Origin of the sequence: Planktothrix tepida PCC 9214 (assembly GCF_900009145.1) — a bacterium.
GTDB lineage: Bacteria > Cyanobacteriota > Cyanobacteriia > Cyanobacteriales > Microcoleaceae > Planktothrix > Planktothrix tepida.
The window spans coordinates 80,234-104,136 of the sequence record NZ_LN889801.1 but is presented as its reverse complement, the minus strand read 5'-3'; the positions used below and the strand labels follow the sequence as shown (position 1 = coordinate 104,136).

The following is a 23,903-nucleotide window of genomic DNA, read 5'->3' as shown; positions in this document are numbered from 1 at the left end:
TCTAGGCGATTCTAATAATGCGATTGTCATCTTCTCCATCCAGTGGTTTATCCCTACTCACGGCTCGAATTCTAGCTCTAGTTGTCACTGCTAATTTCTGTTTAGTTATTTTTGATTTAAGCTACATAAAATTTCGGGAATATTATTTAAAAATAGATCAACATCAACAACAATCTGAAAATACGCCTCAAAATCAATATTTACAACAAATTGATCAACTTGAAAAAACGATTAATCAATTTGGGATTGAATCTCAACAAGTTAAACTAGCCTTAGAGCAGATTCAGACATCCAGTGTAGAACTATTCATTAAAAATCCTCCCTTTCCGGTTCTTAATTCATCTGGAACCTTAGCTGAAATTCAAAAACGTTTTCAAAATCAGGTCAAGGCTAATAATTTTCAGCAAGCCTTAGAATTGTTTTGGAGTCCTGTTTATTTTAATCAGAAAACCTGGAAAAAGCAATTACTTTTTTTTAATCAAAATATTCGATTTTTAATTATTTTTTATGAACCTAGTTTAACCTATGACCTGATTAAAGGGGTTGAACCGGATCGACTTAGCCAAAACTATTTAAGAAAAGTTTCTGAATTAAAGGTTAATTTAAAATACAACGGATTAAATCACCCTAAATCTCAGAGTTTATTGAAAGAAATTCGTCAAATTAGCATAGAACTGATTGACCGTAATTATCCCTTACAATTACAACCTAATTTAGGGAAATTAACGGAAATTAAATATCGAATTATTGATCATATTTATGGTCGAGATCCCCAATTTACAACTCGACTGACACCCACCTTAAAATTTTTATATCAAATTAAACTCTTAAATTTTTTAGCCCCAGAGTTAATTTGGTCAGATCGATCCGCTAAACAAGCGTTTAACACTTTTTGGAGCCTTGAAAACTTAGAACAATATGGATGGGAAACTGAACTTCAATTTTTTGAAGCTGAAATGCAAGAGTTAATGCAGTTATTTTATTTTCGACATTTAGGAATAGATGGTGAATTTGTTAACCGATTTTGGTTGATTGATTTACCTTGGATTACCTTATTCTTTTTAACATTTTTAATGGAGATCTATGCCCTTCGTCGTCGTCAACCGGAGTTGACATTAAGGGAAGCTATTTTAAAATTATGGTATTATTTGTTTTTATTAATTCCTAAATTATTGTTCTTGCGGTTTATTTCAGCCGTTTATCACTTGAATCGAGCTAATTTTCCTAGATTACAGCCTACTATTGATTATCTAAAATTAAAATTTATCTATAGTTTTGCTCAAGAATTAATTCAAGTTTTGGTCAATCAAGGCGTTAATCAAGTTCAATCTTTTGTGAAAAAAGGAGCGATTAAAAATTTAATCGGTAATCCTGCTTCCTCCTATCAAGCCCTCGATTTTGTAGACCTGACTCAACAAGTTCCCCCAGGAATTCCTAATCGGATTGTTGAACTTACAATTACTCAGGTTTTACCCAGTATTCATCCTGAATTAGAAGCTTATGTACATTATCAAGTTTCTCAATCCATCCAAAAATCCCCCATTTATAAAGGGTTAAATAAAATTCCAGGTGTTCGTCATCTTCCCCAACAAGTTGCTAATAATGTAGCCCAAAAAATTGCGATCGCTATTTCAGAAAACCCTAAAAAATCTCTGGAGGAAGGTAAAAATAAACCCCCTGATTTTATAGCTATGCAGTTACAAAAACAATTAACTCAAAAGTTTGTAGATCAGTTACGCATAGAATTAAATAAAGAACAGATTATTGATGATGTCGAAACGATTTTAGTGAATTGGCTAGACAAACTAAAATCCAATCAAGTTAAAGATTTAGAAGCAAAATCAAGTATTAAGCCAGCTAATATTGAAGTCATGAAACAGATTTCTCCGACTCCAGATTAAGCGATTTGATTAATAATTTTTAATATTTATTTGTGCCGTAGTATGCAGCTTACACAGCCTAGATGTAAACGGTTTTAAATTGGAAGTTTGACAGCCTGTCTTTTGACAACCAGAAATCTGTTTTGCACGATAGAAGGATTGATTTAATTTCCTCAGAGGAGAATAGTGATGAAAAAGAAGTTAATCTCAGCCTTGTTAATGATTGCAGTGGCTGTTTTAATTGTTGTTCCTAGTGCATTGGCTGGAGATGTAGCAAATGGAGGTAAAGTATTTTCAGCAAATTGTGCATCTTGTCATGCTGGTGGAAAAAATCTAGTCAATGCTAAATATACCTTACAAAAAGCAGATCTCGAAAAATATGGAATGTATAGTATTGAGGCAATCACAGCCCAAGTTACAAACGGGAAAAATGCCATGCCAGCTTTCAAAGGTCGTTTAAAACCAGAACAAATTGCTGATGTTGCGACTTATGTGTTGTCTCAAGCCGATCAAGGTTGGCCAAAGTAATATCAATTAATCCCAAATTTTAATACCCTTAAACCTCTCAAACCCTTGGATCAATTAAAGGGTGAGAGGTGTATCTTTATTAGATCTTCATGTCGAAACATCACCAATCCTTGATTTCTGTTCAAATCATCCACTAAACTAACGAATTAGTTGTATTTCTCTTAATTCCTTATGGCCCCTTTGCCAGATTATCGTCCTCGCCAACTGTCTCTCGGCCCATTAGAAACGGAAATCCTAGAAATCGTTTGGGACTTGGGTATTGCCACGGTTAAAGATGTTCATGAACGAATTTTAGCTGACCCTAATCGAGAATTAGCTTATACTTCAGTCACAACAGTTTTACGCCGTTTAACCGATAAAGGTTGGTTAACCTGTAATAAACAGGAACGTGCTTTTTATTGGCAATCTTTAGTCACCCGTGAACAAGCGCAGGCTATTTTGGCTTATGATCGTTTAAATCGATTTTTAGCGATTGGTAATCCTGATGTAGTGGCTTCTTTTGCCGATAGCTTGGATACAGCAAGTTTAGAACAAATTGATGCCATTGCCTCACGTCTGGATGCCATTCGTCGTCAACGGGAGGGACAACAATAATGCACTTAATGATTATTTTATTAGCACTCTTAGTGGCGCTGGGTTTACGAGTGATGCCTTTACCTCAAGGAAGAAGTTGGCATCAACGTTGGCAAAAATCTCTATTTTTATTTGTTTGTCCTCCGTTAGTATTGTTGATGACGGCGTTGGCGGTGTTGTCGATGGGGACAAAAGGGGAAATGTTAGGACTCCAAGCGAGTTGGTTTAGTTATTTACTAGCTGTGGGGTTTGTCGCTTGGGGACTGTTCACAGGGGTTCAGTTACTGAGTCAATTGTGTCAGTCTCAACACCGAATTGATTGTCTGTCTCAACAGGTGGTGATGGGAAAAACAGCCCGAATTTTACAAGATGATTTTCCCTACAGTGCTCAAGTTGGGTTTTGGCAACCGGAATTAGTGGTGAGTCGAGGATTATTAGAAACCTTAGATGACCTCCATTTAGAAGCCGTTATTGCCCATGAACAAGCTCATTTAAACTATCGAGATACCTTTTGGTTTTGTATTTTAGGTTGGTTAAAAACTTTCACAGTTTGGCTACCCAATACAGAGAATCTATGGCAAGAATTACTGTTATTAAGAGAAATGCGGGCTGACCGTTATGCAACCCAAAAAGTCGATCCGTTAGTGTTAGCAGAATCTTTATTATATCTTGCCAAAGCTCCGTTTAAATCTCCAACTTATTGCAATTTATCGTTTAGTTGTTCGATTCGGAGTAGTCGTTTAGGAGAGCGAATCGATGCTATTTTAGCGGAAGATTCTGATACTTTAACCTGGGGATGGTGGATGTGGATGTTACTGTTCTGGGTTTGTTTACCTTGGATTACAGTTCCTTTTCATTATTCTTAAATTTAGGAAAGAGGGAACAGGGAACAGGGAACAGGGAACAGGGAACAGAAAATAGAGGATAGTAAAAAGTGATTAGCTACCCGATAAAGGATTTTTAGCTAACATTTTTGAATTTCCTATAAGTTTGACAAACTGTCTTTTGACAAGAATAACATGAGGGTGAGAAATCAAGACCAGAACAAAGGAAAAACACTTTCTTGATATAGGGTCTTGATTTCATGAACTGGCAATTTAATCTGAGAAAAGACAAAAACGTTGTGCTGGGATTTTCTCTACTATTGGGAATGGTTTTGAGTCATTTTACAGGATTGGGTCTATTATCTGTCCAAGCCGATGAACAACAGCACCATTCCTCTTCTGGTCATCATAAAACCGTGACGATTCCTCCGGGTCAACCCATTCCAACCGTTGATTTAATTGTCCATCCTGATGCCCGTCAAGGATGGAATTTAGAGTTAAAATTAACGAATTTTAAATTAACACCTGAAAATGTCAATCAAGCCATGAGTTCCTATCAAGAAGGACACGCTCATCTTTATATTAATGGCAAAAAAGTAACCCGAATTTATGGAAATTGGTATTATCTCCCCGAATTGCCACCAGGACGCCATGAAATTCGAGTGGGTTTAACAGGAAATGGTCATGAAATGTTAATGGTTCATGATCAAGAAATTGGAGATACAGAAATTATCGAAGTTCAAAAATAAGAGGGGTGTAGGGACACAGGAAGAGAGGATAACATCATTGATACTCTCTACTTCACTTTGTTCCCCCCACACCCTAGCCTCTAACCCTTAGAGGCGATTTCAACGCTGAGTTTGTTGGAAAAGGACAGCTTACTCTGTAACCGCAGAAGACCGACGGCGACGGCGACGAATAATGGGTTCACCCGGTTCATGGTCTGAGTCAGAAGACTCTTCTGAGAAATCCTCATTATCGGTTTCCAAAATAGAAAATTCTGGGGTGGGTTCCGGTTCTTCAACTTCTGGTGTTTCTCGTTCCAGAATAATCCGCTCAGAAATCGACCGTTCGGGGATAATCCGTTCAGAAATCGTCCGTTCGGGAATAATCCGCTCAGAAATCGACCGTTCGGGGATAATCCGTTCAGAAATCGACCGTTCGGGGATAATCCGTTCAGAAATCGTCCGTTCAGGAATAATCCGTTCAGAAATCGTCCGTTCAGGAATAATCCGGTCTGTGACCCCTATGGAAATCCCAGGAATGTCGGGTTCGTCATAGTCTTCATCGATGAGGGTTGAGGGAGACACGGGGGCTTCCCCAGGGGAACGAACGGTAACAATCACCGAACGAGGGTTTTTCACCTGTTGATGGGAGAGCATCAAGGGAGAAATCCCCATCAACGCATACATTTCCTGCTCTTCTGGGGTCATTTCCACCGAAACAACTTCCGGGGGTTCCACAGGCGGTTTAATAATTTCGGATTTTGTGGGACGACTGCGTTCACTGAATCCGCTTCGGGCGGAGAACCCTTCACTGAATCCCCCCATATCCGAACGAGACTCGCCATATTGAACCGGAGGAGACATCCGCAGGGAAGTCCGGGGGGTTTCTTCATCTCGCGTTAACGAATCCATATCCCGAATTCGACGACGGCGGCGACGGGCGTTACTGGTTCCAATATCTTGATAACTGGGATGGTTGAGCAGTTCTAACTCTTGGAAATTATTAGACGCATCAAATTCAACGACTTCGGGTTCTTCCCGAGAAGTGGGTTCATAGGGGGAAATCGGAGTGCGTAAACTAGGTCGTTCTGGGGATTCACTACTGGCTGGTGGCGGAACAATCCGATTATTGGTGAGGACAACTCGTTCGGCGGGGGGTTCTCCGATTTCGAGTTCAATTTCTCCCGGTAGATGAACGGTATGACCTAAACCGCCACAGGTGGCACAGGTTCGCCCAAACAACTCATAAATATTTTGGCCTTGGCGTTTACGGGTTAATTCTACTAACCCTAATTCCGATAATTGAGCAATTTGGGGTCGGGCTTTATCGGCTTTGAGAACTTTATTAAAATGTTCCAAGACTTGTAATTGATCTCGCCGGGAATCCATATCAATGAAGTCCACAATAATCACCCCAGCAATATTGCGTAACCTCAATTGACGGGCAATTTCCGTGGCGGCTTCACAATTTGTCCATAACACGGTTTCTCGTGATGTCGCCGAACGGGTAAAGGAGCCAGAGTTAACATCAATCACCGTTAAAGCTTCCGTCGGTTCAATGATAATATAACCGCCTGATGGTAAATCAACTCTGGGTCTTAAGGCTTCTCGAATGGCTGCATTAACTCGGAAATACTCTAAAATCGGAATTCGTTCCCGGTGGTGATCAATTAAGACCCCTTGAGGTGCTTTTCCGACGCTCCAATTCATCAAATGTTGTTTGACCCGCTTAACCGCCGGGCTGTTATCCACCACAATTCGGTTAACTTCGGTGCTGTACATATCTCGCAGCACCCGTTGAATAAAGTCATTATCTCGATTTAACAAAGCCGGAGGGCGGGAAGATTGAGCTTCTTGTTGAATCACTTCCCATTGTTTTTGCAGACTTTCTAAATCTTCTAAAATCGCATCTTCAGCCATGCCTTCGGCTTCTGTCCGCACCAATAACCCCATTCCAGAGGGTTTAATTAAAATTGCTAAAGCCCTTAAACGGTTGCGTTCTGTTTCTGAACGAATGCGCCGAGATAAATTTACCCCCCTGCCATAAGGCATTAACACTAAATACCGTCCGGGTAAGGAAATATTTCCAGTTAACCGGGGGCCTTTAGTTCCCGTCGGTTCCTTCATCACCTGTACCAGCACTTTTTGCTGGGGGGTTAATAATTCGGTGATGGAACCAGACGTTCGTTTTAATCGTAATGGCCCTAAATCGGAAACATGGATAAATCCATTGCGCTCAGGATCTCCAATATTGACAAATGCTGCATCAATCCCTGGTAGGACATTTTCAACGATACCCAGATAAATATCACTGACTTGGTGATTTCCGGTCGCTACAACCAGTTCTTGAATTTGATCTTCTGAAAAAACCGCCGCGATGCGTTGTTGTTCTGCGATAATAATTTGTTTTGACATTCAATTCCCTCAAAACTGAGTCATATTGAAGGCACCTACGTTGCGTGTACCTCGCAATATTGACGTGATTAGTAAATCTATTAATGCGAATTGTCGCCCTTTAGGAAGACTAAAAACTGAAGACAGGAAGCCGGAGGAAATTAGGTGAGTGATTGTTTAAAAATAACAGTTAATACCTAACCTAATCCCATCGCAAAAATCCATCAACCGTCAGCCTTAAACCGTTATGGGCAACTGAAATGAAAGCAGGTTATTTGTTATCCGTTAGCCTTCATCATTTTCTGTCTAAAACGATACTTGGGTTTGACAGGGGTTTCCCTCTTGACAGACTCAGCACACCGTATCCGCCTTCTCAAAAGTTTTTTAGAGCGTACAGCTTAGATCGCACGGTCTAAGCTACACAATATCCCCTAATCCTCACTGAACTGGACTTAAACCTAGGCCCTTCAGGTAAGTTTGTTTTGTTCTGGTCTTAAGACATATACCAGAGAAAGTTTTATTGTCAAATACTGGCACAAACAGATGCCACATTGCAAATCAAATGAATTGAATTTGAGCTACTGCAACCCTAGGATAATTTTGGATATTGACCCAATTTTTTCCTGTATTAAGATCCTTCTCAGTCGGTATTCCCATCAAAGATGATTCTCTACAGGCTTAACCTTGGAACAACCTTCCCCCTAGTTCTATTCAAGAAAGCGAATGTTCCCACACGAGACTCCGCTACTTTCTTCCTGATTTCCCTAACTTTCAGCAACATTAAGGTTTCTGGATTTCTCAACCGCCCAAGGGACAGGTACGCTACTCCTAAAAGTAGGTTGGGGTTTCAAAGCTCAACCTTTCTAAACCCTTGATTCTTGACTATCTATTGATTATCAATTGACAAAGAGTTGTCCAATGTTTTCCCATCCTTTCTAAATGAGGATCGGGTTTTATACAACTGTCGTCAGCCATCAAGGTGACTTTGGCGTAAGTCGATAACCCTTCGGTCTACTTCTTCCTCAGCGTTGAGAGATAGCAGTAGCTTTTGTTCAATGAACACTTTTGATTGAGTTTATTTTAGCGTCAGCCTGCATTTTTTGATTCTGACAACCCTAGCTGAATCCAGGTGGGTTTAGCAATATTGTCGGTTTGTAGCCTAGATCTGGACGAACCCGCCTCTACGCCACAAAACTTGGCTTACCGAATTGTATTATAACACTGGATAAAATGCAAATTTTCTCAGTCCGTAGAACTTTGTTAGTCGTGGGTTAAAAGCTGCTGACGGTGGATGTGCAACAATTGAAACTCTTGGTGAGTCACTTGTTCTAACATCTCAATAATATGTTCCGGTCGCAGTTGTGTCCCATCATTAAGACAAGTTCCGACATAACGCAGCACTGTCCCTTTGGGGGAAATAATATCCAGTTCCTGTAACTGTTCTCGTAAATTGATTAATTTCTTTTTCCCTGATTTTGTGGTTTTTTCCCATAGAATTTCTGATGTAGATTTAACGCGATTTATCCACTCTAACCATAGGGGTGAATTTCCAGTTTCGGATTTCCACTGGACGGTTAAATGATATTCTGCTTGTTTAACAACATCCGTTAAGGAAGGAGCATTGACTGGAATATTTTGGATAGAATATAGGGGTATTGTTTCGGGTAAACCTTCGGCTAATTTTTGGCGAAATTCTTCTAAATCAATGAATTCTGTTAATTCAAAATCAACAATTTCTCCGCTACTGGTTGCCCCTAATGGTAAGGCATAAGCAATAGAAATTCGCGGACTAGGACGATATCCGGCGGTAAAAGCCAGGGGAAGGGAAGCACGACGAACCGCCCGATCTAATAATTTTAATAAATCCAAATGACCGACTAAAGCCATATCCCCTAATTTGCCAAACCAAACTCTTAACCGTTGGACTTTTTGAGAATTGGGAATAAATTCACCAGAAAATTTAGGAATAGCTGGAGGTTCTATGACAATATTATGACCAAAATCAGTTCCACAAACGCCACAATGGGAACAACTCTCAAAAGAACAATCAGGAACAGTCGCCGCTTCTAACGCCCGTTTTAAATCTGCTTTTAACCAATCTTTTTCAATCCCACTATTAATATGATCCCAAGGTAACGGCTGATCTAATAAAGTTTGATCCATCTGTAGAGACGCGCCATGGCGCGCCTCTACGGGGTTTTCATGGGTTTCTACAGATTGGATTAAACTCCATTCTCCGCTTTCAACTTGACGATATTTCCAACTTAAACCCGCTTCTTCTATCGCTTGTGTCCAAGCACCAAACGCCCGATCTAAACTTTCCCACCAGGAGTCCATTCCCGCGCCGAGTTCCCAAGCTCTACGAACAACTGATCCTAAACGGCGATCGCCTCGACCGACAAAATCCTCCATTGCTGATATTCTAACATCAGTAAAATTCGCTTTCACCCCTTTCATCCGGCGAAATTCATGCCTTAATAATTTTTGTTTCCGTTCAAATTCTGTGGTTGAAACGGAATGCCATTGAAACGGGGTGTGAGGTTTGGGGGTAAAGTTAGAAATCGTTAAATTAAAGCTTAATTTTCTGCGATCTTGAGCCGAACATTCTCGTTGTAACCAAGCAACGGTTTCGGCTATTCCTAATATATCGGCATCGGTTTCTCCGGGTAAACCGATCATAAAATAGAGTTTAATTTTATCCCACCCTTGCTCAAAGGCGGTTTTAACTCCCTTTAATAATTCTTCATTAGTTAACCCTTTATTAATAATATCTCGCATCCGTTGAGTTCCGGCTTCAGGCGCAAAGGTTAACCCACTTTGTCGAGTTCCCCCAATAATATTAGCAATATTTTCATCAAAGCGATCCACCCGTTGACTCGGTAAAGCTAAATTAACATTGTAATCTTTGAGGCGGTTTTTAATTTCCATTCCCACCGAGGGTAAGGATAAATAATCGGAACAACTCAAAGATAATAAAGAAAATTCATTGTAACCCGTTTCTTTCATGCCTTTTTCAACGGTTTGAATCACCGCTTCCGGTTCCACATCTCGCGCCGGACGGGTTAACATTCCGGGTTGACAAAAGCGACATCCCCTTGTACAACCCCGTCGAACTTCAATCACTAATCGATCATGAACTGTTTGGACATAGGGGACAAATTTAATTGAATAAGCGGGCATTGGTGCCGCAACCCGTCTTAAAATTTGAGTTGGAACATCAGCCCGTAAGGGATGAACAGAACCATCTTCTGCCATCTGATAAAATTGGGGAACATAGACCCCTGGAATTTGCGCTAAATCTAATAAAACTTCTTCTCGATTTAAGTTATTTTTATTGCCTTCTTCAATAATTAATCCGATTTCGGGTAATAATTCTTCGCCATCTCCTAAAGCAATAAAATCAAAAAAATCAGCGTAGGGTTCAGGGTTAGAAGTTGCCGTTTGTCCTCCCGCAAAAATTAACGGATAATGGCGTTGAGTAGCTTCGTTTTCATTAGCCCAAACCGAATAATTTTGTCGCTCTTTCCAGGTTAAAGGAATTTCAGCCAAATCTAACATTTCTAGGATATTGGTTGCCCCTAATTCGTAGCTGAGGCTAAATCCTAAGATATCAAAATCAATTAAAGAGCGACGGGACTCAACAGCAAATAGAGGGGTTTGGGTGTCGCGTAATTTTTTAGCAAAGTCCGGTGCCGGGAGATAGGCGCGATCGCATAATTGCCGAGGTTGAGTGTTTAAAATATTGTAGAGAATAACATGGCCCAAATTAGAGACTCCCACCTCATAAACTTCAGGATAGGTCAACGACCAACGCACAATGGCGGACTCCCAAGGTTTGCGTTTCGCGCCTAACTCCTGACCCAAATAACGTGCAGGTTGGTGAATTTCCGGTGTAATCAGTTGTTCTACTGCGACTGCCAAAGTCAACCTCACCTGTATAAAAGGACAATCTTTAAGGTTTTAATCGATAATTCTACTGGCTCATTGTAGCAGAAACTGAGGGGTTAACCTAGACCAGAAAGTATAAATGTTACCGAAATCAGGATGTTATTGTTTTCAGTAGGAGTTGTGATCAGACTGATTGGGTAATAAGACTAGGCTAGAGTACCGTTTTTCTTTTACAGAAAAGAGTAACAATTAATACAGCAATTTCGAGCCTCAAGTGTCATAAAATAGTTGTTACCGAAACAAAAGACCGATTAATTTTTGAAGCTAGATTTTAAGTAAAATGTATCCAATGACACTAAAAAATATTCCTTAAGAAGGATGGATTGGGGACAGAATAACTATCAATAAAGTTCCTGAAAATTAAGTGATAGGGATCACGCAGAATCAAAGGATGTGATCACAAGTCAAAATAACAGTTTATAAGACAATAAAGCTATCTGAGTTCTCTGTACCTGCCATGTCAGCAACGAATATGATTCGTAAATTGGTTGAAAAAGCACTCTATTTCAAATGTCTGACCCCTGAAATTGAGAATGCGATTAACACTGAGTTAACCCGACTCGGTTATATTTCAGATGTGGATTATGAAGCCTTAGAACTCTTAATGGAAGAAATGGATGCAGGTCGTATTCGGTTAATTTCTAGCCATTAATGAGTTCACGGTTTAAAATTTTGATATAGCCAAATAAAATATTTTCAGCGATTAGGTTGACGGTGCTTACTAAACGTGTTTTTCAGTTCATTTAACATCAACTTCAGGATGATCAACAGACTGAAAAACATCAGGATAAGCTTGCCAAACCTGACGAATAAACTCTCGCAATTGTTGGTGAGCAGAACGAGCATTAACGGGTTTTATTCCCGGAAAATTGACATCTGGAGCGTCTAACTGAGCTAAGAAGGGAATCACCTCCGTATCTAAAGCGGCTCTAAATAACTGAGTCGGCCAAATTAAATCAGGGCTTTGTTGCAAATTGTACAAAATAAAGGATTCTGGGGTATTAGGAACATCCAAATAATCACCTTGATCTTGATCGGCTAACCTTTCAATTAACATCAAAGGGCGTACCCAACACACTCCCCGAAATTCGACAACTTGAATGACTTCTGCATATAAACAACGGTTGAGATGATTTAATCCCACAATCTGACCGGGCTGGAAATTCAAGCTAGAGTTCATTCGTATTGATTTAATCCAAACAACATATGGCTGACTCTTAATCTTGATTATAACGGTTATTGCTGATCAATTTGATGGAGAGCAAATTCTAAATCTTGCATCAGAGATTGAGCATTTTTCTTAATCGAACCTTGAGAATAATCAAGAACCGATAAGGGCGAACCAATCCTAACTTGAACACGAGCACCTTGATGGGGGATAATCGGATCATAGTGTAAGGACATCGGTACAATTTTAATCCCTAAATTGTGATAGCTGGTTTCCGCTTGTAGTGCTAAACGAGCAAGTCCCGGTTTGAGCGGGTGAACTTGATGATCCTGAAAAATATTACCTTCTGGAAAAATCACTAACATTTCTCCTTGGTGGAGTAATTCTAACCCATAACGGAGGGTGGCAATAGTCGGGTGTTTTTGATTCACTGCAAACCCTCCTAAATGACGAATAAACCAGCCTTGGAGTCCTTTCATTTCATCCACTGTCACCATAAATCGTAAATCTCGTCCGGTGACATGGCGACCCGTCGCAAAGGGAACGATCAAAGCATCCCAACGAGAACGATGGGTGGGTGCTAAGATAACAGGGCCTTGTTTGGGAAGATGTTCTTGGCCAATGACTTCCAGGGATTTGAAATAGAACGGTAAAACAAAATATCGTCCCAAGGGGTAAACCAAGGAAGCTAACCAGGGGGAAACATCAGAATTAGTGGGTGTTTCCTTTGTCGGGATGGACATTTTTGCAGAAGATTGATGAGAGTCAAGGATGAGCATAATGGTTTTCTGGATCAAATAAACCTCTTAACTTTAGATTAAAAAGTTTAAAAGGGATTATCTATGGGGTTCAGGACAGTTTTTCTATTGTCTGTTCAGCAAAGCTTTTCAATGGCGTTTTTGAGCAAACCAAGCTTGTAACTGTTGACGACAGGAAGATTCTAATATTCCTCCTAAAACCGATAACCGATGAAACGAACAAGCACTATCAGGAAGGTTCGCAACGGTGCGGATAGTACCCGTTTTAGGATCATCTGCGCCATAAACCAGTAACCCTAAACGAGCTTGTAAAATGGCTCCGGTACACATGGGACAAGGTTCTAGGGTCACATAGAGGGTACAAGTATTGAGATGCCAATTTTTTAATTGTTTTCCCGCTTCTCGTAGCACTAATATTTCTGCATGAGCCGTCGGATCAAAGTCTCGTTCTTTGCGGTTTTGAGCTTGGGCAATTAATTGATTATTATGATTAATAATAATAGCTCCAACGGGCACTTCTCCGGCTTCTCCTGCTTGTTGCGCTAATTCTAACGCTTGATTCATCCAATATTGATGGATGGAATAATTGTTAATTTGGGGGAAGGTCATGAGGCAATTATGGGAAATTGGAACAGTTTGCAGTCAATCCTTACGATCCGAGTTTAAAAACGCATAAACTATCGGGCAAGCTTAAAGAATTTTGGAGTTTTATTATAGATTATGATGCCAGGGTATTATTGGGTATTGTTCTACTTTACCGAAGATGAAAAGGCTGTATTTGTACATATTGGTAGCCATGATGAAGTATATTAATTAGCTTTGGACAAATATTATCGGTAAGAATAAACAATAAGTAGGGCTATCCCAGAAGGTTTTCCTTCCTGTTCCCTGTTGCCTCTCCCTTGCTATACAATAAACAATGCTGTCTGCAAAGTGCGATCGCTTAACCCATGTCTACCGAAACCAATACTCCCTTTTCTGCTGAAGAAATCGCCTCTGAAGGCATTAAACCGGAAGAATATGAAGAAATAGTCCGACGCTTAGGACGACACCCCAATCAAGCAGAATTGGGGATGTTTGGCGTGATGTGGAGTGAACACTGTTGTTATAAAAATTCCCGTCCCCTCCTCAAACAATTTCCCACGACGGGAGAGAGAATATTAGTTGGCCCTGGGGAAAATGCCGGAGTTGTAGACTTTGGAGATGGACTCCATATTGCCTTTAAAATCGAATCCCATAATCACCCTTCAGCCATTGAACCCTTCCAAGGTGCCGCCACAGGAGTCGGAGGAATATTAAGGGATATCTTTACAATGGGGGCGCGTCCTATTGCTGCATTAAATTCTTTACGGTTTGGTTCCTTAGAAGATTCCCGAACTCGACAAATCTTTAAAGGCGTTGTTTCAGGTATCTCTAATTACGGGAATTGTTTCGGGGTTCCGACTGTTGGAGGAGAGGTTTATTTTGATCCGGCTTATAATGGAAATCCCCTAGTTAATGCGATGGCAATTGGGTTAATGGAAACCCCAGAAATCGTTAAATCAGGAGCTTCAGGAATTGGAAATCCTGTGTTATATGTAGGTTCAACAACGGGGCGGGATGGCATGGGGGGCGCGAGTTTTGCTAGTGCTGAATTAAGCGAAGAATCAATACAAGATCGCCCCGCAGTACAGGTGGGAGATCCGTTTTTAGAAAAGTCTTTAGTTGAAGCGTGTTTAGAAGCGTTTAAAACCGGGGCGGTGGTGGCAGCCCAAGATATGGGAGCCGCAGGAATTACCTGTTCAACGTCAGAAATGGCGGCAAAAGGTGGGGTCGGAATTGAACTCGATTTAGACTTAATTCCGGTGCGAGAAACGGGGATGGTTCCCTATGAATATCTATTATCGGAATCTCAAGAACGAATGTTATTTGTGGCTCAAAAAGGACGAGAACCGGAGTTAATTGAGATTTTCCATCGTTGGGGATTGCAAGCGGTTGTTGCAGGAACAGTCATTGCAGAACCCATCGTTAGAATTTTATTTAAAGGGGGAATTGCGGCGGAAATACCAGCCGATGCTTTAGCAGAAAATACGCCGTTATATCCGCGAGAAATATTATCAGAACCCCCAGAATATGCTCAAAAAGCATGGCAGTGGACACCGGAATCTTTACCTCAATCTACAATTTTAGGACTTGAAATTAACGGCGAATTTCAATCGTGGAATCAGGTATTATTAACGTTATTAGATACCCCTTCTATTGCCTCTAAACGCTGGGTTTATCGTCAATATGATCATCAAGTTCAAAATAATACCGTTTTAGTTCCTGGCGGTGGAGATGCGGCGGTGATTCGGTTAAGGCCGTTGGAACCTGTTCCAAATTTCCAAGGGTCAGTTAATAAGGGATTAGCCGCAACGGTAGACTGTAACTCTCGGTATGTGTATCTTGACCCCTACGAAGGAGCAAAAGCAACAGTAGCCGAAGCCGCCCGGAATTTAAGTTGTGTGGGGGCTGAACCTGTGGCGGTGACGGATAACTTAAATTTTGGGAGCCCTGAAAAACCCATCGGATATTGGCAGTTAGCCGAAGCTTGTCGGGGAATTTCCGATGGCTGTAAAGCGTTTAATACTCCCGTAACGGGGGGAAATGTATCGCTTTACAATGAAACCCTTGATGCAGAAGGAAATCCTGAAGCCATTTATCCGACTCCCGTGGTGGGAATGGTGGGATTGATTTCAGATTTAACGAAAATTTGTGGCCAAGCTTGGCAAAATTCAGGGGATTTAATCTATCTTTTGGGGGATGACAAAACCTTACCTACGTTAGGAGCGTCTGAATATCTGGCTGTAGTTCATCAAACCATTGCAGGGAAACCGCCCAGAGTCGATTTTGAGTTAGAACAAAAGGTACAAGCAGCTTGTCGGGAAGGCATTCGTCAAGGTTGGATTCAATCGGCCCATGATTGTGCCGAAGGAGGGTTAGCAGTGGCGTTAGCTGAATGCTGCATGAGTAGTCAAAAAGGCGCAATGGTTAAGCTGAGTTTAAGTTCTACCGCTTCTGTGCGTTGGGATAATATTTTGTTCGCAGAAGGCGGGGGACGGATTCTGGTTTCTGTTAAGCCTGAAAATCAATCGGTTTGGGAAACCTATCTGCAACAACAGTTAGGAACAGAACACGACATCTGGCAGGTTTTAGGTTCTGTGGGGTCGGTGTCTGAATCTTTACAAATTCTCACGGCTGATGATCAGAGCTTAATAGAGGTTAATGTTGCAGAAATGCAGGTTTCCTATGAAAACGCTATTGAACGACGGTTATGAATAATCAGTGATCAGTGATCAGTCGAGAAATAGACAGTTGATTCACTCGCATAGCGGGAGTCCGTCCGTACAGACTCATCAAGATGTTAACCAATGATCAAAATCTGAGTTCTACACGCTGATAACTGATAACTGATAACTGATAACTGATTTTATTCCCTGATCCGTGTCAAATAAGCTACAGTAAAGAGGGACAAGATTAAGAGAATATTAACTTTTTAGTCATTCTACCTCTATAATCCAGTAGCGTTATACCGTTCCCACCATCTGACTTTGCCAATCAGGAGCCAAACCGTAACATGATTCCAAACGATTCCCTTGATACGCACTCTGCCCACCCGGTTGATCACGAACAACCCGATAAACCAGAAGAAGCCTGTGGCGTTTTTGGGGTTTATGCTCCGGGTGAGGATGTTGCAAAACTGGCTTATTTTGGTCTGTACGCGCTCCAACACCGAGGCCAAGAATCCGCCGGAATTGCCACCTTTGAGGGCGACAAGGTACATCTACATAAAGACATGGGTTTAGTGTCCCAAGTCTTCAATGAAACCCTATTAAACGACCTCGTTGGCTATATTGCGGTGGGCCATACCCGCTATTCCACCACTGGATCGAGTCGGGTGGTGAATGCTCAACCTGCGGTCGTCTCAACTCGTTTAGGTTCCCTCGCATTAGCACATAATGGTAATTTAGTCAATACTGGGGAATTGCGTGAGGAATTAACCAAGCGTGAATTTGACTTTCTGACCACGACGGATAGCGAAATGATTGCCTTAGCCATCGCCTCAGAAGTCAATAATGGCAAAGATTGGTTGGAAGGAGCGTTAAGTGCCTTTAACCTCTGCCAAGGAGCTTATAGTTTAGTGATTGGTACTCCAAAAGGATTAATGGGAGTGCGTGACCCCAATGGAATTCGACCCTTAGTGATTGGAACGTTACCGACCAATCCTAAACGGTATGTTTTGGCTTCAGAAACCTGCGGATTAGATATTATTGGGGCAGAATATCTGCGGGATGTGGAACCTGGGGAACTGGTTTGGATCAGCGAAGAAGGAATGGCATCCTTTCACTGGAGTCCGAAACCTGCGCGGAAATTGTGTGTGTTTGAGATGATTTATTTTGCCCGTCCTGATAGTGTGATGTGTGGCGAAAGTCTCTATAGTTATCGCATGGAAATTGGTCGGATTTTAGCCAGAGAATCCTTTGTAGATGCGGATATTGTCATCGGCGTTCCCGACTCTGGAATTCCCGCCGCCATTGGATTTTCCCAACAGTCAGGCGTTACTTTTGCTGAAGGTTTAATTAAAAATCGTTATGTGGGACGGACGTTTATTCAACCTACCCAAAGTATGCGGGAGTCAGGAATTCGCATGAAGTTAAACCCGTTAAGGGATGTGTTAGAAGGTAAACGGGTGATCATTGTGGATGATTCTATTGTCCGAGGAACAACCAGTCGCAAAATTGTTAAGGCGCTACGGGATGCGGGTGCAACGGAAGTTCACATGAGAATTTCTTCTCCTCCAGTAACCCATCCTTGTTTCTATGGAATTGATACCGATAGTCAAGAACAATTGATTGCGGCGACGAAATCTATTGAGGAAATTCGCCAACAAATTGAGGTGGATACTTTAGCTTATTTGAGTTGGGAAGGAATGTTAACAGCGACACAGGAAGATCCTAATACTTTCTGTTCGGCGTGTTTTACGGGGAATTATCCCATTGATATTCCTGAAAAAGTCAAACGCTCTAAATTAATATTAGAAAAAACCGCAACGGTTTAACCTCGTCGGATGAGCTTCACCCATCAGAATTCTATTCAAGATAGAGTTTTGATGGGTTGTTTTTTAGGGTGTTTTGATGGGGAAAAATTCATCCTACTTTTTATCGGTGTGAATATAATCAACGAAATAAAATTTAGGTTCTAAATAATATTTTAACCCGCCATAAATTCCTAATCCTAAAAGGGCGATCACTATTAAGGGAATTCCCCATTGTGACCGAAGAGAATCTGACATTAACGCGACAATGGAAACTGTTAATACAAAATAAATTAATAACCCTAATTGCACCCGTTGAATATTTTTTAAAGCATTTCGACAGCTACTACAATGTTGGGTATGTTGGTGATAAATATCCAGAACTTGGCGACGGTTATCATTAAAAGGGGAATATTCAGGAACCGGAATATGAACTTGTTTCCAAGGTAACTGTCCGTGACAATACTCTTCAAACCATTTACGGAATTCAATAATTAAACGATCAGCACTGGTTGGCATTTTATAAGCGGTTTTCCAGGTTTGATTCGGGTGATTTTGTTGTAACAAGCGTTCCTGTTGATGGAGTAGCATCATATCGCTATCCATGACTAAATTCCGCAACATAATATGATCCCACCATCGAGGCTTAAGCTGAACTAAAGTTTTAGCAAAGTTTTGAGGAAAGAAACTAATTAATCGGGATTTTCCGGGTAAAACAGGAATACAATATGCCAAAATTCCAACTTTTTTACTGTTAGGAAATTCAATTTGATATTCTATATGACAAGGGGGATAAAATTTAATTGTACGACCTGCAACAGAAATTGTGGCTTCAATAGCCTGGATTGTTGATTGCAGAAGTTCAAACGTAATCGGTTGAGCATTTTCTCGTCTTCCTTGTAATCCATGATGAGCAAAAGCAACGTGACTTGGATCAACTAAATTTTCGACTAACGTTTGCCAATCATAGTCTAATTCTCGAAAAAAAGAACTCCAAACAAATCCTTTTTTAGCATCAATTTGAGGGGATAAAGCTAAGGGAGTTTTTGCAGCTAACTCAGGAGATAATGGATCAGTCCAAACCCATAAAATTTCCTGTTGTTCACGGGTGGGAAAGCTTTGAACACAAAATTTATCTTTCACTAATTCCGGGTTTTCGGCTTGGGGGATGCGAGTACAAACACCTTGAGAATTAAATTCCCAACCGTGATAACTACACATTAAATTTCCCGTTTTTTCATCAATTCTGCCTTCACTTAAGGGAGCTAAACGATGGGGACATTCATCTAAAAAGACTTGATAATGTTGTTGATCTTTCGGTTTCCAAATCACTAAACGCATTCCCAATAGGGTGATTGGTTTGGGATATTTAGGATCAAGATCGGCTAGAAGAACTAGAGGATACCAGTGTTGGAAAAAGTTAAATTCGGGTGTTGTCATCTCTTTTTCTCCAAAGACTTTCAATAATATAGCAAGGAACAGCTTAAGGGAGAAACTTTAAGCTACAGTTCACTGAGTCCGGCGAATACTGTTGATAGAATTTGATTGGATACTAAGAAACCATCGGGGTCAGTTAATCGGATTAACCCTTGATTAAAGTTAGATTGAATTAAATTCTGATTAATATCTAAAAATTGAACTAAACCTTCTTGATAAAAAGGCATTAATAGTGTTATAATATTGTGTAGGGTATCTGTTCCAAATTGTTGGGATAATGCTTTTAAATTAATGCCTTCTGATAACCGTAATCCTAACATTAAGGTTTCTAATAATTGTTCTTGAGTTGTATTCACAAATTCACTCATATCATCAGAATGATCCCCTTTCACCCAAGCATAATATTCTAGGCGTTTTCGAGGTCTTGTTAAACGATAACCTTGAAGATAACTCGCCGCACCCATGCCAAACCCATAATAGGATTGTTTTTTCCAGTAAACTAAATTATGCTGACATTGAAAACCCGGTTTGGCATAGTTTGAAATTTCATAATGTTCATATCCTGCTTGTGTTAATAATTGTTGAGCTAAACGATACATTTGAGTCGTAGCTTCTTCAGAAGGTAAAGGAGATTCACCTGGAGTATAATAGCGAGAAAAAGGGGTTTTGTCTTCAACAATTAAATCATAAATTGAAACATGATTAGGGTTAAGTTGTAATAGTTCCTGTAAAGAAAATTCCCAATCTTTGAGCGTTTGTTCAGGTAAACCAGAAATTAAATCTAAACTCCAGTTTTGAATTCCTACTTCTTGGATAATATTAATAGCGGAAAAAACTTCCTCAACGGTATGCGATCGCCCTGCTAATTGTAACAATTTATCTTGAAAAGCTTGAACCCCTAAACTCACCCGATTGATCCCTAGATTCACAAAACCCTGTAATTTTTCGCGATCAAAGGTTCCGGGATCAACTTCCATTGAAATTTCTGCATTTTTAGCAATACCCAATTTTTGATCAATGGTGTTTAAAATCCTCTGAAGCTGATGAACAGATAATAATGAAGGAGTTCCCCCTCCAAAGAAAATTGTATTTAAGTTAGAAGCTGGAACAATTACAGATTCTTGATCAATTTCTTGACATAAAATATCGACATAATCTTGAATCATTGTAGAATTATCCCCGTGTTTGCGATCGCCCACAACCGCAACAGCAAAATCACAGTAAAAACAACGGCGACGACAAAAAGGGATATGTAAATAAGCAGATTTGGGCGGTTCTAAATCTTGAAATGATACCGGAGGCTGAATTTTGTTAACAAGAGGATTAGCATTCATGGAATTTTATCAACATTTGTATCTTCAATTCTAAATTGTTTGTAAAGAAATGAGGAGTTTGATTGGGTATGAAACATTGACACTCCCACCCCTGCGCTACGCTAAAGGGGTGGGATTCTCGTATCTAGTCCAGTCAAGCAGAGACAGTTGAATATACTCTTGTTTGACTGTATTCACCGAGTTCAGGGGTGTGCCAAGCACCCCATCAGTTAAACCGGATGAATCCATTACAGAAGCATCTCTCTGTAGGTCTAACTGACAAGAAAAACCGTCCCATTGAGCTAGGTTTTTCGCAGCATTCAAATCAGAGTTATGGTAGTGACCATTAGGGCAATTGAAATCATGTCGATTTCTTTTACCAATAAAACCACAGGTTGAACAGGATTTGGAAGTGTATGGCGCAGGTCTTTTAATTAATTTCAATCCTTTAAGAGCCAACTTATAATTAAGTTTCTGTTCCAAAGAATAATAAGACCAATTATGTCGAGATTCACCGGAATCAGAACGAGATTTTTGGCTCTGTTTCATTGTGCTTCGACATCCTTCTAAATCCTCAATAACAACATCAGCATTATGGTATTCGGCAAAACGAACAATTCGACGGCTGATTGTATGATTGATTGCATCCATCCATCGTCGTTCTTTTTTGTCCCATTTCTTTAATGCTCGAAACTTTTTAGCTTCTTGAAGTTGTTTTCTTCGTTGTTGAAAATAACGTCTCCGATGCTTAACGCTTTGACCATTAAAGAACTTACCAAAACCCTGTTTAGGTGCAACTACCGCTAAATTATTCTGTCCTCGGTCACATCCTAATCTTTTCTCCGTCTTAACTTCTGGAACATCCTCAGTAATTGACAGATAGGCATACCACTTATTTCGATGTTTAATTAATTTAAAAGAACCCCCTTGAATTGTTCCCTCTAACAATCCGTCTAAAACAGGTTGCCAATGGGGAGATGCAACTTCAATGGGAATTCTTTTTTCACCTTTAAGGGTTGGAAAACTAATTGAATAAGTATTCCCTTTTAGGGTTAACTTCCAGTTTTGGTTGTTAACTTCCACAGGAAGAACTTTATATTGTTTGGTTTTACGACCTGTGGGTGATGTGGTATGTCGGATTACTTGGTTAACAAGGGCAGATTTTAACTCGGACATAATTTTAGCTGTTGTCATTTTACGCCGTTCTTTAATCGGCAATGACAACAGCTTGTTGGCAACCCGTGTGTTTTCTGCCGTCATTTGCTCAAACACCTGAGCTTTACAACGGTTGAGATCCACGAATTTCAATTTAATCGTCCGAGTTATTTTTGTCATGTCATCCATGATAACATAAGGTTGATGAATCGTGTGTATCGACAATGACAGAAAATCAATATAGAAGAAAAAACACATCAGTTAGTCTGATCAACTATCATTTTGTCTTTTGCCCAAAAAGGAGGAAAAGGGTGTTGGTTAACGGAGTGAGCAGAAGATTAGAGGAAATTATCTACCAAAAAGCAAAAGAGCTAGAATGTGATGTCCTAGCTCTGGAGATAATGCCTGATCATGTGCATTTATTTATTAGTTGTCACCCTTTGATTGCTCCACATCAAATTATGTTCAGAATCAAAGGGGCATCATCAAGAATATTAAGAAAAGAATTTCCTCATTTACTTAAACTACCTTCTTTGTGGAGTCGAAGCTATTATTGTGGGACGGCTGGTTCTGTTTCTAGTGAAACTATCAAAAAGTATATTGCTAACCAAAACTCTCACTAGCCTTCACTCCGCCTAAAGGCGGGTATTCTACATCCCACGCTTGAAAGACGTGGGCTTTGAATACGGTTATTGTAAACCTTGAACCCATCAAGATGTAGAGAGGATAGGTACAAGCGGGTTTAGAGTGATCTCTAATGCCAAACTTAAGGGAGGATGGATAGATGCAGTCGGTTTTCCCTAACACTTGAATACAGATCAGGTTTCCGACAGAAGATATAATAGTACGCAAACCTGCGGATATCCTCAACAGGATTTCCAACCCACTTCCATCGGCTTAAAATCATGCTAGATGCAATCATTATTATTTTATTCATAATAGCTGGTGCTGGAACGGGCTTCTACGGCATTGAACTGCTTCCGAAACCTGTACTCGATCAAGTCACCAATATCGAAGGACTGCGATCGGTTACAGGTGCATTTACCGCGTTAATCGGAGGCGTGATGGGTTTAGTGGTGCAAACCACCTATCGCCGTCTGGAAGAACAAATTCGTCAGATGCCACTGGATGTCTTAATCACCCGTGCGATTGGTTTAGTGATTGGATTATTAGTGGCTAATTTAATGTTAGCACCTTTATTTTTACTGCCTATTCCGCGTGAAGTTGGGTTTATTAAACCCTTGTTAGCGGTGTTATGCAGTGTCATGTTTGGATTTACTGGGGTTAATTTAGCAGATACTCACGGACGAGCATTTTTCAGAATTATTAATCCCAATAGTTTAGAATCAATGTTATTGGCAGAAGGAACCCTAAAACCTGCCTATACAAAAGTCATTGATACAAGCTGTATTATTGATGGACGGATTGAAAGTTTGTTAGCAACGGGTTTCATCGAAGGTCAAATTTTAGTTCCTCAGTTTATTTTACAGGAATTACAATTAGTAGCCGATGCTTCAAATGATCAAAAACGAATCAGGGGACGGCGAGGATTAGATATTCTCAACCGTCTGCGGGAAGACTATCCTGAGCAAATTTCTATTCATCCGGCTGATTATGAAGAACCTCAAACAGTGGATGCAAAATTAGTGAGATTTGCTCAAGAAATTAACGGCACGCTGTTAACGAATGATTACAATTTATCCAAAGTAGCAACGGTACAGCAAGTTCCAGTTCTGAATATTAATGATTTAGCTCAAGCCATTCGTCCCTCCTATTTACCAGGGGATATTATTGAGTTAAAAATTAGAAAAGAAGGAAAAGAACCTTCTCAGGGAATTGGCTATTTAGATGATGGCACAATGGTTGTGGTAGAAGATGGAAGTGAATATGTAGGAGATCAGGTGCGCGTCATTGTGACCAGTTCTCTACAAACTTCCGCAGGTCGAATGATTTTTGCTCGTCCAGAACATTCTGTGTTAGCTTAAATTACCAAATTCAGCCCTAAAATAAAACCTGGTTTCTCTTAAAAATCTTAGGAATAAGACCCCAGTGGGGATAGGGAGGCTGGGTTTTTAGCTGATGATCAGCTATTTTTCAAGGAAGATTTATTAGGAGTGGCTGTTTTATTCAGTTAATATTAATAGTCA

18 protein-coding genes are annotated in these 23,903 nt (G+C 40.3%); 10 read left to right on the top strand and 8 right to left on the bottom strand.

What is annotated here, in order from left to right; translation table 11 throughout:
* The first annotated feature begins 17 nt into the window (after positions 1-17).
* From PL9214_RS13285 to PL9214_RS13265, 5 genes are all read left to right on the top strand, one after another.
* A complete protein-coding gene (locus PL9214_RS13285; protein ID WP_072719288.1) occupies positions 18-1,901 on the top strand; it encodes a hypothetical protein in 1,884 nt (627 codons plus the stop codon).
* Between the two features lie 168 nt (positions 1,902-2,069).
* Complete coding sequence (gene petJ / locus PL9214_RS13280; protein ID WP_072719287.1) at positions 2,070-2,408, top strand: cytochrome c6 PetJ; 339 nt, start codon at positions 2,070-2,072, stop codon at positions 2,406-2,408.
* A gap of 171 nt (positions 2,409-2,579) precedes the next feature.
* Positions 2,580-3,002: a BlaI/MecI/CopY family transcriptional regulator gene (locus tag PL9214_RS13275; protein ID WP_072719286.1), complete on the top strand. Its 423-nt coding sequence runs from the start codon at positions 2,580-2,582 to the stop codon at positions 3,000-3,002.
* Positions 3,002-3,847: a M56 family metallopeptidase gene (locus PL9214_RS13270; RefSeq protein WP_072719285.1), complete on the top strand. Its 846-nt coding sequence runs from the start codon at positions 3,002-3,004 to the stop codon at positions 3,845-3,847. The genes PL9214_RS13275 and PL9214_RS13270 overlap by 1 nt, the downstream gene beginning before the upstream one ends.
* A 218-nt stretch (positions 3,848-4,065) precedes the next feature.
* Positions 4,066-4,554: a hypothetical protein gene (locus PL9214_RS13265; protein ID WP_072719284.1), complete on the top strand. Its 489-nt coding sequence runs from the start codon at positions 4,066-4,068 to the stop codon at positions 4,552-4,554.
* Between the two features lie 129 nt (positions 4,555-4,683).
* On the opposite strand, the gene rne is transcribed toward PL9214_RS13265, so the two are convergent.
* Positions 4,684-6,945, bottom strand: coding sequence for a ribonuclease E (rne, locus tag PL9214_RS13260; RefSeq protein ID WP_072719283.1), 2,262 nt, complete (start codon positions 6,943-6,945; stop codon positions 4,684-4,686).
* 1,239 nt (positions 6,946-8,184) lie between these two features.
* Positions 8,185-10,845, bottom strand: coding sequence for a TIGR03960 family B12-binding radical SAM protein (locus PL9214_RS13255; RefSeq protein WP_072719282.1), 2,661 nt, complete (start codon positions 10,843-10,845; stop codon positions 8,185-8,187).
* Between the two features lie 484 nt (positions 10,846-11,329).
* Between PL9214_RS13255 and PL9214_RS13250 the strand changes: the two genes are divergently transcribed.
* A complete protein-coding gene (locus PL9214_RS13250) occupies positions 11,330-11,524 on the top strand; it encodes a hypothetical protein (protein ID WP_072719281.1) in 195 nt (64 codons plus the stop codon).
* Positions 11,525-11,611: 87 nt separating this feature from the next.
* Here PL9214_RS13250 and PL9214_RS13245 read toward each other — a convergent pair whose 3' ends face one another.
* From PL9214_RS13245 to tadA, 3 genes are all read right to left on the bottom strand, one after another.
* Complete coding sequence (locus PL9214_RS13245) at positions 11,612-12,052, bottom strand: hypothetical protein (protein ID WP_072719280.1); 441 nt, start codon at positions 12,050-12,052, stop codon at positions 11,612-11,614.
* 56 nt (positions 12,053-12,108) lie between these two features.
* Positions 12,109-12,819 carry a lysophospholipid acyltransferase family protein gene (locus tag PL9214_RS13240; protein WP_072719279.1) on the bottom strand — a complete coding sequence of 237 codons (711 nt, stop codon included), beginning with the start codon at positions 12,817-12,819 and terminating at the stop codon, positions 12,109-12,111.
* A gap of 108 nt (positions 12,820-12,927) precedes the next feature.
* The gene (gene tadA, locus PL9214_RS13235) at positions 12,928-13,407 is read right to left on the bottom strand and encodes a tRNA adenosine(34) deaminase TadA (RefSeq protein ID WP_072719278.1); all 480 of its coding nucleotides are present in this window, start codon (positions 13,405-13,407) and stop codon (positions 12,928-12,930) included.
* A 341-nt stretch (positions 13,408-13,748) separates the two neighbouring features.
* Here tadA and purL point away from each other — a divergent pair, with 341 nt between their 5' ends.
* Together purL and purF are read left to right on the top strand one after the other, a co-directional pair.
* Entirely contained in the window at positions 13,749-16,094 is a 2,346-nt protein-coding gene (gene purL, locus PL9214_RS13225; protein ID WP_072719277.1) for a phosphoribosylformylglycinamidine synthase subunit PurL, read from the top strand.
* Positions 16,095-16,393: 299 nt separating this feature from the next.
* The gene (gene purF / locus PL9214_RS13220) at positions 16,394-17,875 is read left to right on the top strand and encodes an amidophosphoribosyltransferase (RefSeq protein WP_072719276.1); all 1,482 of its coding nucleotides are present in this window, start codon (positions 16,394-16,396) and stop codon (positions 17,873-17,875) included.
* A gap of 93 nt (positions 17,876-17,968) precedes the next feature.
* On the opposite strand, the gene PL9214_RS13215 is transcribed toward purF, so the two are convergent.
* The 3 genes from PL9214_RS13215 to PL9214_RS13205 all read right to left on the bottom strand — a co-directional run bounded on the left by PL9214_RS13215 (position 17,969) and on the right by PL9214_RS13205 (position 21,945).
* Positions 17,969-19,291, bottom strand: a complete 1,323-nt coding sequence (locus tag PL9214_RS13215) for an aromatic ring-hydroxylating dioxygenase subunit alpha (protein ID WP_072719275.1) — start codon at positions 19,289-19,291, stop codon at positions 17,969-17,971.
* A gap of 62 nt (positions 19,292-19,353) precedes the next feature.
* Positions 19,354-20,622, bottom strand: coding sequence for a radical SAM family heme chaperone HemW (gene hemW, locus PL9214_RS13210; protein WP_072719274.1), 1,269 nt, complete (start codon positions 20,620-20,622; stop codon positions 19,354-19,356).
* A 96-nt stretch (positions 20,623-20,718) separates the two neighbouring features.
* Entirely contained in the window at positions 20,719-21,945 is a 1,227-nt protein-coding gene (locus PL9214_RS13205; RefSeq protein WP_222425192.1) for an RNA-guided endonuclease InsQ/TnpB family protein, read from the bottom strand.
* A gap of 35 nt (positions 21,946-21,980) precedes the next feature.
* On the opposite strand from PL9214_RS13205, the gene tnpA reads away from it, so the two are divergent.
* Both tnpA and PL9214_RS13195 read left to right on the top strand, forming a co-directional pair.
* Positions 21,981-22,379, top strand: coding sequence for an IS200/IS605 family transposase (gene tnpA / locus PL9214_RS13200; RefSeq protein WP_072717176.1), 399 nt, complete (start codon positions 21,981-21,983; stop codon positions 22,377-22,379).
* A 282-nt stretch (positions 22,380-22,661) separates the two neighbouring features.
* Positions 22,662-23,741 carry a PIN/TRAM domain-containing protein gene (locus PL9214_RS13195; protein WP_072719273.1) on the top strand — a complete coding sequence of 360 codons (1,080 nt, stop codon included), beginning with the start codon at positions 22,662-22,664 and terminating at the stop codon, positions 23,739-23,741.
* Positions 23,742-23,903 lie beyond the last annotated feature (162 nt).